This is a genomic window from Sphingomonas tabacisoli (assembly GCF_042678385.1).
Classification (GTDB): domain Bacteria; phylum Pseudomonadota; class Alphaproteobacteria; order Sphingomonadales; family Sphingomonadaceae; genus Sphingomonas_B; species Sphingomonas_B tabacisoli.
Window position 1 is genome coordinate 1,468,152 of sequence record NZ_JBHUDY010000001.1, and the last position, 13,140, is coordinate 1,481,291.

Genomic DNA, 13,140 nt, shown 5'->3' on the forward strand with positions numbered 1-13,140 from the left:
CGCCCCCTAACGGGTTCAGGCGCGGGCGAACAGTTCGGAGACGTCGATCTGCAGCCGGTCGATCACCTGGCGGATGCGCGGCCATTCCTCGTTGAGGAAAGCGTTGCGTTCCCGCTCCAGCAGGCGGCGGGTGGCGCCATCGGCCACGAACATGCCGACGCCGCGCCGGACCACCACCAGTCCTTCCTCCTGGAAGAGCTGATAAGCCTTGGCGACCGTCAGCGGATTGGCGCCCTGCTCGGCCGCGAACGCCCGCACCGAGGGCAGCATGTCGCCTTCGCGATAGCGTCCTTCTAGGATTGCTTCGGCGATGCGGTCGCGAAGCTGGAGATAGACGGGGCGTTCGGCTGCGGCCATGCTGGATTAGTGCACTAACACAGCCGGTCAGGTCAAGGCCAATGACGCACAATATCGTCGTAAACGGGGCGGGGACGTTCTTCGAGGTCGCGGCCGGGCGAGCCGATGAAGACGAAGCCGGCGATCCGGTCGGATGGGCCGCCGCCCAATGCCTTGATCACATGCGGGTCGTACGCCGCCCAGCCGGTCAGCCAGCCGGCGACGAAACCGTGCGCGGTCGCGGCGGTGACCAGGTTCATGCAGGCGGCGCCCGACGACAATTGCTGTTCCCAGAGCGGGATCTTGCTGGGCTCGACAGGGGCGGAGAGGACGACGACCAGTGTCGGCGCCTGATGCGCGAACTGATTGATCGCGTTGACGTCCTCTGCGTCCGGCTTGCCGCGATCGGCGCGGAAGGCGTTCTGGAGCAGCACCGCGAAGGCTTCGCGATCCTCGATCACCACGAAGCGCCAGGGCGACAGCTTGCCGTGGTCGGGCACGCGCATCGCGGCGGACAGGATCGCGCGGAGCTGTTCGGCGTCGGGGCCGGGGGCGACCATGTCGCGCGGCTTGCCCGAACGGCGGGTGGCGAGAAGCGCGGCGGGCGAGGAAAGATCGTTGAACATCGGCGGCTATCTGGGCGGGTGGCGGCACGCGATCAAGCGGCTATGGAAGGGCGATGCTGTTTGCGTTGCTGCTGGCTGCCGCTGCCCCCGACACCGCCTCGTTCCAGGCCCTTGCTGATGCCGATGCGCGGCTGGTCGCGATCGGGCGGCGGCTGGCGAAGGGCGGCGCGGGGCTTTGTGGCGGCCAGGTGAGCAATCCCGGCTGGACGATCGAGGATGTCGAGCAGTTCGGGCCGGCGCTGCGCGGGCCGGTGCGGGCGTCGCTGGGGCTCGGAGACTTGCCGACGATCGTGTCGGTGGAGCCGGGAAGCGCGGCGGCGCGCGCGGGGGTGCGCAAGGGCGACCAGATCGTGAGCATGAACGACGTTGCGGTCGGCGCGGCATCGGCGAAGGCCAGCCGGAGCCGGCAGGACAGGCTGGAAGCGGCGCGCGCTCCGCTGCGGGTCGAGGTGCGCCGGGGTGGGCAGCCGATCGCCGTGCAGGTCGCGCCGGAGCCGGGCTGTGCAAGCGATTTCCTGATCGGGCGCGGCCAGGGCTTGCGGGCGGCGTCGAGCAACGGAGCGCGGGTCACGGTCTCGGCCCAAATCATCGACTTTTCCGCGGGCGACGACGAGCTCGCGCTGGTGCTGGCGCATGAGCTCGCGCACAACATCCTCGGCCACAACAAGGGCTATGGGCCGCAGCGGATCGCCGGCGCGGACCGCAGCGGGGCGCGCGGGGCGGATCGGGAGCGGGAGGCGGATCGCTGGGCGCTCTATCTGATGGCGCGTGCCGGCTATGATATTTCAAAGGCGCCGAATTTCTGGCGGCGCTGGGGCCCTAAGACCGGCTTCGGCATCCTGAACGACGGCACGCACCCGGACTGGCGCGACCGCGCCGCGCGGGCCGAGGCCGAAGTCGCCGTGATCCGCGCGCAACAGGCGGCGGGACAAGTCCCCATTCCGTAACAACTGGTACTTCACAGCGCGGATTTCGGCGCTAGGGTCTCGCCCCAATCGCGCCTCGGGCGCCGGAATGCCTTGGGAAGAGGAACCCGCATGGTCAATGTGAACGCGGACGAGACGTTCGAGCCGCAATCGCCGCACGTCAGCCGCACCGATCAGGACACCTGGTTCGGCCATCCGCGCCAGCTTGCCCGACTGTTCACCACCGAGATGTGGGAGCGGTTCGGCTATTACGGCATGCGGGCGCTGCTGACGCTGTACCTGACCAAGCATTTCCTGTTTTCGGACCAGACCACCAACGGGCTTTACGGCGGCTTCACCGCACTGGTGTACCTGACGCCCCTCATCGGCGGCCTGCTCGCCGACCGTTATCTGGGTTCCAAGAAGTCGGTGAAATTCGGGGCGATCCTGATGTCGCTCGGATATTTCACGCTCTGCTTCGGCGGCGAGACGGCGAAGCCGATCGCGACCGTGAACGGTCAGGTCTATCAGGTGCAGGTCGAGAATGCCGTCGACCGGCCGACCAGCACCGGGGACGAAAAGCGCTACGTCATTTCGGGCGAGGACCGGCTGCTCATCAAGGGCAATGAGGACGGCAGCGTCGCGCTGCTGAAGCCCGACGGCAGCACCGCGCAGACCTTGCCAAAGGGCGCGTTCGAGGCGAGCGGCGAGCGGTCGCTTTTCTACACAATGCTGATGCTGGTCGGCCTGTCGCTGGTCACCGTCGGCAATGGCTTCTTCAAGCCGAATATCTCCACGATCGTCGGCACGCTCTACGAACAGGGCGACCGGCGACGGGACGCGGGCTTCACGATCTTCTACATGGGCATCAATCTGGGCTCGCTGTTCTCGCAACTGCTGTGCCCGTTCCTGGCCGACCATGTCGGCTGGTGGGCGGGCTTCGGGCTTGCCGCTTTGGGCATGCTGTTCTCGTGGAGCCTGATCCAGTTCGATGGCGGGCGTCTTGCCGGCTATGGCGAGCCGCCGGAAAATGACGGGCGCAGCCGCGACATGATCATTTACGGCTGCGCGCTGGTCGCGATCCCGGTCGTGCTGTTCCTGTTCTACAATCTGATGAGCGCGCCCAAGCCGGAGCCGGGCGCGGGCATTGTCGGCTATCTGCTGACCCTGCCGCTGATGGGCAAGCTGATGTTCGGCACGTTCCTGATCGCGATCCCCTCGATCCTGGTCTGGTCGGCGCGGGTTGGTGACAAGCGCGAGTTCCAGATGATGCTAGCGGCGATCGTGCTGGTCGTGTTCAACACCGTGTTCTGGACGCTGTTCGAGCAGGCCGGCTCCTCGCTGACCCTGTTTGCGGACCGCAACACCAACCTGTCGATCTTCGGCCTGTTCAGCATTTCGGCGGGCCAGACGCAGTTCTTCAACGCCTTCTTCATCGTCGCGCTGGCGCCGTTGTTCAGCATCATGTGGAACGCGATGGCGCGCGCGGGGATCGAGCCGACGATCCCGATCAAGTTCGCGATCGCGCTGATCGGCGTCGGCGCGGGCTTCCTGTTCCTCGTCTGGGGCACGCAGTTCGCCGGCTCCGACTTCAAGGTGGCGGTCTGGTGGCTGGCCGGCCTCTATTTCATCCATTCGGCCGCCGAACTCTGCATTTCGCCGGTCGGGCTTTCGATGATCACCAAACTGTCGATCGCCCGCATCGTCGGGCTGATGATGGGCGTGTGGTTCCTGTCGATCTCGGTCGCGCAGTACGTCGCCGGCATGGTCGCGCAGGTGGCGAGCGTCGAGACGGTCGGCGGCCAGGTCACCAACCTGAAAGTCAGTCTCGACACCTATGCCGGCGTGTTCTGGACGATCGGCCTGGTCGCGGCCGGGATCGGCGTCGTCCTTTTGGTTCTCTCTCCCGTCATCAAGAAGTGGATGCATGGTGTTCAATAAAGGGGTGTTCGCCGCGCTGATGGTCAGCGTGGCATTGGCCGGCTGTGCGTCGACGGGAACGAGGCCGCAGGCCGCATCGGGCCCGAAGGAAAAGCCGGTCACCTATTCGCGGGATCCGTATCCTTCGACCTATCACGCCTATCCGGGCGTGCCGACCCTGGTCACCAACGTCACCATCTATGACGGCGAAGGCGGGCGCATCCAAAACGGCCAGGTGCTGTTCGCGGACGGCAAGATCGTCGCCGTCGGGCAAACGGTCGCAGCGGCGGCGGGCGCGGTGACGATCGACGGCACCGGCAAATGGGTAACGCCGGGGGTGATCGACATCCACAGCCACCTTGGCGACTATCCTTCGCCTTCCGTGCAGGCGCTGTCCGACGGCAACGAAGCGACGGGACCGGTGCGCCCTGAAGTCTGGGCCGAGCACAGCGTCTGGCCGCAGGACCCGGGCTTTACCCGCGCGCTCGCCAATGGCGGCGTGACGTCGCTGCAGATCCTGCCAGGCTCGGCCAACCTGTTCGGCGGGCGCTCGGTGGTGCTGAAGAACGTGCCCGGCCGCACTGTCCAGTCGATGAAGTTCCCGGGCGCGCCCTATGGCCTGAAGATGGCGTGCGGCGAGAATCCGAAGCGCGTCTATGGTTCGAAGAACCAGATGCCGGCGACGCGGATGGGCAACATCGCCGTCGACCGCCAGACCTGGGCGCGCGCGCAGGACTATAAGCGCAAATGGGACAAATATGAGCGGGACGGCGGCGAGCCGCCCGCGCGCGACATCGCGATGGACACGCTGCGCGGCGTGCTGGCCGGCGAAATCCTGGTCCAGAACCACTGCTACCGCGCCGACGAAATGGCCATCGTCATGGATATGGCGAAGGAGTTCGGCTACCACGTCTCCGCGTTCCACCACGCCGTCGAAGCCTATAAGATCGCCGACCTGCTGAAGGAAAATCATGTCTGCGCGGCGGTGTGGGCCGACTGGTGGGGCTTCAAGATGGAAGCCTATGACGCGATCAACGAGAACATGCCGCTGCTGCAAAAGGCCGGCGCCTGCGTCATCACCCATTCGGACGACCCGAACGGCATCCAGCGGCTGAACCAGGAAGCAGCCAAGGCCCTGGCAAACGGCCGCTGCATGGGCATCAACATTCCCGACGAGGTCGCCTGGGAATGGCTGAGCATCAATCCGGCCAGGGCACTCCACATCGACGACAAGACCGGCAGCCTCAAGCCCGGCAAGATGGCGGACGTGGTGCTGTGGAACGGCAATCCGTTCAGCGTTTACACGCGGCCCGAAAAGGTCTGGATCGACGGCGCGCTGATGTACGATGCGCTCGACCCCAAGCGCCGCCCCGTGACCGATTTCGAGCTCGGCCAGCCGGGCGAGGGAGATACCAAGTGATTGCGCGATTCTCGAAAATCCTCCCCGGAACGGGGAGGGGGACCAGCCGCAGGCTGGTGGAGGGGGCCCACCTCTCCGCCGCTCCCGGACAGGGCCCCCTCCACCGGCTTCGCCGGTCCCCCTCCCCGTTCCGGGGAGGATTGCTGGCGTTCGCTGCTCTCCTCGCCACTCCCGCGCTCGCCGAGACCATCGCGATCACCGGTGGCACCGTCGCACTCGGGGATGGGTCGGCCCCGGTCCAGGGCGGCACGGTCGTCATCCGCGACGGCCGGATCGTCGCGGCCGGGCCGGGCGTCGGCGTGCCGGCGGGCGCGCGCACGATCGACGCGACGGGCAAGTGGGTCGCGCCAGGCTTCGTCGCCGGCTTCAGCCGCGTCGGTTTGGTCGAGGTCGACGCCGTCGATCCGACCAACGACACGCAGGCACGCAACTCGCCCTATTCTGCGGCGATCGACGTCGAGCCGGGCATCAACCCGCGCGTTTCCGCGATCGCGGTCAGCCGCTTGGGCGGCGTGACGCGGGCGATCGTGGCGCCAACGGCAACGCACTCGATCTTCGCCGGCCAAGGTGCCGTGATCGACACTGCGGTCCATCCCGACGCAGTGACCGTGCCACGCGCCTTCCAATTCGCGGAGCTCGGCGAGGACGGCGCGCAGGCAGCGGGCGGCAGCCGGCCGGCGGCCTATCTGCAGTTCCGTTCTTCACTTGCGGCGGCGCAGCGCTATGCCCGCAATCCCGCCGGTTACAATGGCGACAGCAAGGATGCGTTGCTCAATCGTGCCGACGCAGCTGCTTTGGTGCCGGTCGTGACGGGCAAGATGCCGCTGCTCGTCCATGTCGAGAGCGGCAACGACATTCGCAACGTCCTGAAGCTGAAGCGCGAGTTTCCGGCGCTGAAGCTGGTGTTGGTCGGTGCGGCCGAGGGCTGGACCGTCGCGCGCGATATCGCCGCCGCCAATGTGCCGGTGATCGCGAACGCACTGACCGATCTGCCGGCGGCGTTCGAAACGCTGGCAGCCACCCAGTCGAATATCGGCCGGATGAAGCAGGCGGGCGTCCGCGTCTCGATCGGCATGAACGGCGACGACGAGGCGCGGCAGGCGCGCTACGCTCCGCAATATGCCGGCAATCTGGTCGCGCTGACCAAGATTCCGGGCGCGGCGGGCCTGAGCTGGGGCGATGCGCTTGCTGCCATCACCTCGGCGCCCGCTGACGCGCTGGGGCTGGCTGGCGAGATCGGTTCGCTGCGCGCCGGCCGCCGGGCCGACGTGGTGCTGTGGGATGGCGATCCGCTCGAGCTGTCGAGCCATGCCGAGCGGGTGTGGATCGACGGCGTCGAGCAGCCGATGGTCGATCGCCAGACCAAGCTCCGCGACCGCTACGCGGTGCCGCAGGAGGGCGAGCTGCCCAAGGCGTACGAGCGGTGAGGCGCTCCTGAATCGTCCATCCCGAGCGAAGTCGAGAGACGCACCTGCCTATCCCCCGGCGAACGAGGTGCGTGTCTCGACTTCGCTCGACATGGACGGGTAGGGTGCTGGCGTGAACCCGCTCACACAAGTCGTCGTCGCGACGATCGCGTTTGTCGGCACGCATTTTCTGATGTCGCATCGGCTCCGTGCGCCGATGGTTGCGCGGTTGGGCGAGCGTGGGTTTCAGGGCGTCTATTCGCTGGTCAGTCTCACCATATTCGCTTGGCTGATCTGGGCGATGTTCCAGGTGGGGCCGGAGCCGATGCTGTGGACGGCGCCGCACTGGGCCTGGCTGGTCGGCGGCGCGGTGATGCTGGTCGCCAGCGTCCTCCTCGTCGGATCGCTGATCGGCAACCCCGCGCTGCCCGGCATGTCGGTGTCGGAGCGGGAGCCGCGTGGCGTGTTCGCGATCACGAGGCATCCGATGATGTGGAGTTTCGCGCTCTGGGCGGCGGTCCATGCCGCGATCTGGCCGCAGCCTTCGGTGCTGGTGCTGTGCGCCGGCATTGCGCTGCTGGCGCTCGCCGGGGCGGCCGGGCAGGACGGGAAGAAATCGCGGCTTCAGCCGGATTTCTGGCCGGTCTGGCGCGCGAAGACCGCATTCGTGCCGTTCACGGGACCGGCGCTGAAACGGAGCTGGTGGCCGGGATGGGGCGTGCTGTTGGGCAGCCTTGCGCTGTGGCTGCTGGCGACTTGGCTGCACCCGGTCTTCGGAGCACCGAGCGTCGGGGTCTGGTCCTGACGGCAATGCTCGCGCTATTGGGCCGGCATGACACGCAGATATTTCGGGACGGACGGCATTCGCGGCCGGGTGAATACGCCGACCATGACCGCTGAGATGGCGATGAAGGTCGGCATGGCGGCCGGGGCCCATTTCGTGCGCGGCGATCACATCCACCGGGTCGTGATCGGCAAGGACACGCGGCTTTCGGGCTATATGCTGGAGCCGGCGCTGGTGGCGGGCTTCACGAGCGTCGGCATGGACGTGGTGCTGGTCGGGCCGATGCCGACGCCGGCGGTCGCCCTGCTCACCCGGTCGATGCGGGCGGATTTGGGCGTGATGATCTCTGCCAGCCACAATCCGTTTGCGGACAATGGCATCAAGCTGTTCGGGCCGGACGGCTACAAGCTTTCGGACGAGGACGAACTGGCGATCGAACGGTTGATCGAGGCGCAGCCTGTGCTCGCGCCCGCCGATCGCACCGGCCGCGCGCGCCGCGTGGACGACGCGCAGGGGCGCTATATCCACGCGGTCAAGTCGAGCTTTCCGGAAGGGCTGCGGCTCGAAGGGCTGAAGATCGTCGTCGATTGCGCGAATGGGGCTGCCTACAAGGTCGCGCCCGAGGCGTTGTGGGAGCTGGGCGCGGAGATCGTGCCCCTGGGCGTGACGCCGAACGGCACCAACATCAATGCCGGCGTCGGATCGACCGCGCCGCAGGTGCTGCAGGAAACGGTGGTCGCGAGCGGGGCGGACATCGGCCTGGCGCTCGATGGCGACGCCGACCGGCTGATCGTGGTCGACGAAACCGGACGGATCGTCGATGGCGACCAGTTGATGGCGCTGATCGCGACGAGCTGGGCGCGGAAGGGCCTGCTGAAAGGCGGCGGGCTGGTCGCGACGGTGATGTCGAACCTCGGGCTGGAGCGGCGGCTGCAGGCGGACGGGCTCAGTCTTGAACGCACCAAGGTCGGCGACCGTTATGTGCTGGAGCGGATGCGCGGCAGCGGTTTCAATGTTGGCGGCGAGCAATCCGGGCATATCATCCTGTCCGACTATGCGACGACGGGCGACGGGCTGATGGCCGGCCTCCAGATCCTCGCCGAGCTGGTCCAGTCGGGGAAGCGCGCGAGCGAGCTTCTGCATCTGTTCGATCCGGTGCCGCAGCTTCTCAAGAACGTCCGCTTCTCCGGCGGCAAGCCGCTCGACGATGCGCGGGTGAAGGCGACGATCGCCGATGCCGAGGCCGAGCTGACCGGCCGTGGGCGGCTCGTCATCCGTCCGTCGGGCACCGAGCCTTTGATCCGCGTCATGGTAGAGGGCGACGACGAGGGGCAAGTAAAGGCCGTTGTCGAGCGCATCTGCGCGGCGGTGGCGGAGGCGGCCTGATGCTGGAAATGCGGCCCGATTGCGAGCGCTGCGGCGCGGACTTGCCCGCCGACCAGCACGGCGCGTTCATCTGCTCGTTCGAGTGCACCTTCTGCGCCGAATGCACCGACGCGCTGGACGAGCGCTGCCCTAATTGCGGCGGCGAGCTGATGGACCGGCCGACGCGCGTCGGAGCCGCGCTCAAGAAGAATCCGGCCAGCACGACACGCAAGTTCAGGGCCGCATGACGGCGGACGATTGGCCGTCGCGGCCCATTCCCCGTGTGCTAATCATTGCCGGGTCGGACAGCGGCGGGGGTGCGGGAATTCAGGCCGACATCAAGAGCGTCACGATGTTGGGTGGCCACGCAATGACGGCAATTACCGCCATTACCGCGCAGAATACCGTGGGTGTGCAAGCGGTGCATGCGATCCCGACGGATATGGTGCTAGCCCAAATCGATAGCGTGCTGACCGACATCGGTGCCGACGCGATCAAGATCGGCATGATCGGTTCGGCCGAAACGGCCGAGGCGGTCGCCGACCGGCTCGACGGCCTTGGCATTCCGATCGTGTTTGATCCGGTGATGGTCGCAACCAGCGGCTCGGTGCTGGCCGACGCGCGCACGGTGGCAGCGTTTGAACGGCTAATGCGGATCGCCTCTGTCGTCACTCCCAACTTGCCGGAGCTGGAAGCACTGGGAGGTGAGGATGCCGTGTTGGCGCATGGCTGCCATTTGCTGGTGAAGGGCGGCCATTCGGGTGACTACTACATCGTCGATCGGATCCTTGCCCCGAACGGAGAGGAAGTGGCGCGGCTGGAAGGCAAGCGCTTCGACACCGACGATACTCACGGTACCGGTTGCACCCTAGCGAGCGCACTCGCGACCGGGCTAGCGGCAGGACTGCCGATCAAGGCCGCTTTTGAGCAGGCCGTCCGCTTCGTGCGGATCGCGATCCTGTCCGCGCCGGGACTGGGTGAGGGACATGGTCCGATCGGCCATACACTAGGTCACAATCCATACGAGCAGCTCGAGGGCTTGGGCGACGAGCGTTGACTTATCCCCAGCTCCGTTCGGGCTGAGCTTGTCGAAGCCTTCCCTTTCTTCTTCTCGGCATCCTAGAAACAGGGAGGGCTTCGACAGGCTCAGCCCGAACGGTGTGAAATGGCGCGTCCCTCTCGAAAACTCGAACAATCTCATCCGGGCCCTGTCGTCGGCGTGGACGAGGCTGGGCGAGGACCGCTGGCGGGGCCGGTTGTTGCTGCTGCCGTGGTGCTGCCGGAAAAGGGCGTGCCGCGCGGGATCGACGATTCGAAGAAGCTGACGGCGTTTGCCCGCGCGGAGCTGCATGCCAAGATCACCCGCATCGCGCTGGTGGGCCTGGGCGTCGCATCCGTCGAGGAGATCGACCAACTCAACATCTATTGGGCGACGATGCTGGCGATGACCCGGGCGGTCGAGGCGCTGGGGATTGCGCCAGGCATGGTGCTGATCGACGGCAATGCGAAGCCGCGCTGGGATCATCCCTGCGTCACCATCGTCGGCGGCGACGCGCTGTGCCTGTCGATCGCGGCGGCCTCGGTGGTCGCCAAGCACCACCGCGACCAATTAATGATCGCCGCCGATGCCGAGCATCCCGGCTATGGCTGGGCCTCGAACAAGGGCTATGGCTGTCCGACGCACCGGGAGGCGTTGAATCGCCTCGGCCCCACGCCACTCCATCGCCGTAGCTTCGCGCCGGTCGCGCAAGCTTTGCTGCCGCTCTGAGTCTTTCGCGCCACACCACAACAGATTGAGTCTCGCCGCGGGCCGACGACTCATCATATTGTGGTCGGCGCGAAACGGACTCGGTTCGTTCTATTTTGTGCCCGAAATGAACTTCTTGACCGCGGACTCCGCCGGACTCACTCTGCCTGTGGATAACGAGCAGGGGCGCAGACTTCATGGGGGTATTGACGAAAATCGAGCGCCGCGCGGCGTCCAGGGGGGCTGCGCTTCCGCTCGACCGGATCCTGATGGACGATTGCGTCGAGGCGATGCGGAGCCTGCCCGACGCCTCGGTCGACATGATCTTCGCCGACCCGCCCTACAACCTTCAGCTCGGCGGCGACCTGTTCCGGCCCGAGGGCGGCCGCGTCGATGCGGTCGACAACGACTGGGACAAATTCGACACCTTCGCTGCCTATGACGAGTTCACCCGCGCCTGGCTCAGCGAAGCGCGCCGCATTCTGAAGGACAGCGGCACGCTGTGGGTGATCGGCAGCTATCACAATATCTTCCGCGTGGGCGCCGCGGTGCAGGACCAGGGCTATTGGATCCTGAACGACATCGTCTGGCGCAAGTCCAACCCGATGCCGAACTTCAAGGGCACGCGCTTCACCAACGCGCACGAAACGCTGATCTGGGCGGCGAAGAGCGAGGACGCGCGCTACACCTTCAACTACCGCGCGATGAAGACCCTGAACGACGAGCTGCAGATGCGCTCCGACTGGCTGTTCCCGATCTGCTCGGGCGCCGAGCGGCTGAAACGCGGCGGCACCAAGGCGCACCCGACGCAGAAGCCGGAAGCGCTGCTCTATCGCGTGCTGCTCGCCTGCACCAATCCCGGCGACGTGGTGCTGGACCCATTCTTCGGCACCGGAACGACGGGCGCGGTCGCGAAACGCCTCGGCCGCCGCTGGATCGGCATCGAGCGCGAGGCCGGCTATTGCGACGTGGCGCGCGAGCGGATCGCGGCGGCGCTGCCGCTGGACGAATCGTCGCTGAAGACGATGCAGTCGCCGACCGCCGCGCCCAAGGTGGCGTTCGGCGTGCTGGTCGAGACCGGCATGCTGGCGCCCGGTGCGGTGCTGATGGACGCGAAGCGGCGCTTTCGCGCGACAGTGCGGGCGGACGGTTCGCTGGAAGCGGGCGGCGCGAGCGGTTCGATCCACAAGCTCGGAGCGACCCTCCAGAGCGCGCCGAGCTGCAATGGCTGGACGTTCTGGCACTATGAGGACGCCGGCACGCTGAAACCGATCGATGCGCTCAGGCAGCAATATCTGCTCGCGAACGAGCCTTAGACGTAAGGCGGCAGCAGAAAAGCGCCGTTCGGGCTGAGCCTGTCGAAGCCCTTCCTTTCCTTTTCTGATCTGCCGAAAGAAGAAGGGAGGGGTTCGACAAGCTCAGCCCGAACGGAGTGAGTGTGGCACGTTTCTATCTGAGACCAACCGCCTTCGTGGATACGCCGATCGGGTTCGACGGCGAGGTCACGCGGCTTGCGGGCGGTCTGCTCTGGCACTCCGCTTATGAGTTGATCGAGCGTCACGAAGGCCGCGCGTCGAAGCGGCTGGTGCCGGTATCGGAGGCGGGCTCTCTGCCAGACGAGGTGCAAGCCATCGTCGCGCGTCTTGCTGCACCCCGCGTGCCGCTCACCCTTGGCACTCGGACGATCCGCTTCGATCAGTCGCAGGTCGCGGCAATCCTGAACGTCACGCCAGACAGCTTCTCGGACGGCGGCGCGACCTACGGCGACCCCGAGGCGGCCGCCGAAGCCGGGGTGCGGATGGCGGGCGAGGGAGCGGCGTTCGTCGATGTCGGCGGCGAATCGACGCGGCCAAAGGGGGAGCCGGTCTGGGCCGGCGACGAGGTCGCGCGCGTCGTGCCGGTCATCGAGCGGCTCGCCCGCGCCGGCGTTGCCATCTCGATCGACACGCGCAAGGCCGAAGTGATGGAAGCGGCGCTCGCCGCCGGTGCGGGCATCGTCAACGACGTGTCCGCTTTGCTCCACGACGATCGCGCGCTCGACATCGTGGTCCGCGCTGGCTGCCCAGTGGTGCTGATGCACGCCGGCGACCCCAACGACCTGCACGAGCGGACGCTCGGCCCTGATCCGCTGTTACAAGTCTATGACTGGCTGGAGGCGCGTGTCGCGACGGTCGAAGCGGCCGGCGTGCCGCGCGCGAAGATCATTGTCGATCCCGGCATCGGCTTCGGGAAAACGATTGCAGACAACCTCGCATTGCTGAACGGCCTCGCGCTGTTCCAGGGGCTCGGCTGCCCGCTGATGCTGGGCGCCAGCCGCAAGCGGATGATTGGCGCGCTCTCGAACGAAGCGCCGGCCGATCAGCGGCTCGGCGGCTCGGTCGCGCTCGCGCTCAATGGCGCGATGCTGGGCGCGCAAATCCTTCGGGTGCACGACGTTCCGGAAACGGTGCAGGCGCTTCGCGTGTGGCGGGGCCTTCGCGATCAGGCGCTGACGTCCGCTTAGGCTTCTCATCCACCCGGAACGAGATCCAGCGAATTGTCATACCGGCGATCGAGGTCAGCACACCCAACAAGAGCACCAACGTCAGCGCAGGATCGTCCTTCGCGCCCTTATAGGCGACTATGGCGAGC

13 protein-coding genes are annotated in these 13,140 nt (G+C 66.7%); 11 read left to right on the forward strand and 2 right to left on the reverse strand.

The window, feature by feature from the left end; translation table 11 throughout:
* Window positions 1–15: 15 nt before the first annotated feature.
* Together ACFSCW_RS07740 and ACFSCW_RS07745 are read right to left on the reverse strand one after the other, a co-directional pair.
* Window positions 16–357: a GntR family transcriptional regulator gene (locus ACFSCW_RS07740; protein WP_380888272.1), complete on the reverse strand. Its 342-nt coding sequence runs from the start codon at window positions 355–357 to the stop codon at window positions 16–18.
* Window positions 358–389: 32 nt separating this feature from the next.
* Entirely contained in the window at window positions 390–962 is a 573-nt protein-coding gene (locus tag ACFSCW_RS07745) for a nitroreductase family protein (protein WP_380888273.1), read from the reverse strand.
* A 53-nt stretch (window positions 963–1,015) separates the two neighbouring features.
* Here ACFSCW_RS07745 and ACFSCW_RS07750 point away from each other — a divergent pair, with 53 nt between their 5' ends.
* The 11 genes from ACFSCW_RS07750 (at window position 1,016) to folP (ending at window position 13,012) form a co-directional block, all read left to right on the forward strand.
* Window positions 1,016–1,909, forward strand: a complete 894-nt coding sequence (locus ACFSCW_RS07750; protein ID WP_380888274.1) for a M48 family metallopeptidase — start codon at window positions 1,016–1,018, stop codon at window positions 1,907–1,909.
* A 90-nt stretch (window positions 1,910–1,999) separates the two neighbouring features.
* Complete coding sequence (locus ACFSCW_RS07755) at window positions 2,000–3,808, forward strand: peptide MFS transporter (protein WP_380888275.1); 1,809 nt, start codon at window positions 2,000–2,002, stop codon at window positions 3,806–3,808.
* Entirely contained in the window at window positions 3,795–5,207 is a 1,413-nt protein-coding gene (locus tag ACFSCW_RS07760) for an amidohydrolase (protein WP_380888276.1), read from the forward strand. The genes ACFSCW_RS07755 and ACFSCW_RS07760 overlap by 14 nt, the downstream gene beginning before the upstream one ends.
* A 140-nt stretch (window positions 5,208–5,347) precedes the next feature.
* On the forward strand, window positions 5,348–6,634 hold the full coding sequence (locus tag ACFSCW_RS07765) for an amidohydrolase family protein (RefSeq protein ID WP_380888277.1): 1,287 nt from the start codon (window positions 5,348–5,350) through the stop codon (window positions 6,632–6,634).
* A gap of 112 nt (window positions 6,635–6,746) precedes the next feature.
* On the forward strand, window positions 6,747–7,418 hold the full coding sequence (locus ACFSCW_RS07770; protein ID WP_380888278.1) for an NnrU family protein: 672 nt from the start codon (window positions 6,747–6,749) through the stop codon (window positions 7,416–7,418).
* 27 nt (window positions 7,419–7,445) lie between these two features.
* The gene (glmM, locus tag ACFSCW_RS07775) at window positions 7,446–8,783 is read left to right on the forward strand and encodes a phosphoglucosamine mutase (RefSeq protein ID WP_380888279.1); all 1,338 of its coding nucleotides are present in this window, start codon (window positions 7,446–7,448) and stop codon (window positions 8,781–8,783) included.
* Entirely contained in the window at window positions 8,783–9,010 is a 228-nt protein-coding gene (locus ACFSCW_RS07780; RefSeq protein ID WP_380888280.1) for a DUF1272 domain-containing protein, read from the forward strand. Before glmM ends, ACFSCW_RS07780 begins: the two co-directional genes overlap by 1 nt.
* Window positions 9,007–9,819, forward strand: coding sequence for a bifunctional hydroxymethylpyrimidine kinase/phosphomethylpyrimidine kinase (gene thiD, locus ACFSCW_RS07785; protein WP_380888281.1), 813 nt, complete (start codon window positions 9,007–9,009; stop codon window positions 9,817–9,819). The genes ACFSCW_RS07780 and thiD overlap by 4 nt, the downstream gene beginning before the upstream one ends.
* A 108-nt stretch (window positions 9,820–9,927) precedes the next feature.
* Entirely contained in the window at window positions 9,928–10,530 is a 603-nt protein-coding gene (locus ACFSCW_RS07790; RefSeq protein ID WP_380888282.1) for a ribonuclease HII, read from the forward strand.
* Window positions 10,531–10,706: 176 nt separating this feature from the next.
* Entirely contained in the window at window positions 10,707–11,825 is a 1,119-nt protein-coding gene (locus ACFSCW_RS07795) for a site-specific DNA-methyltransferase (RefSeq protein ID WP_380888283.1), read from the forward strand.
* A 122-nt stretch (window positions 11,826–11,947) separates the two neighbouring features.
* Window positions 11,948–13,012: a dihydropteroate synthase gene (folP, locus tag ACFSCW_RS07800; RefSeq protein WP_380888284.1), complete on the forward strand. Its 1,065-nt coding sequence runs from the start codon at window positions 11,948–11,950 to the stop codon at window positions 13,010–13,012.
* Window positions 13,013–13,140 lie beyond the last annotated feature (128 nt).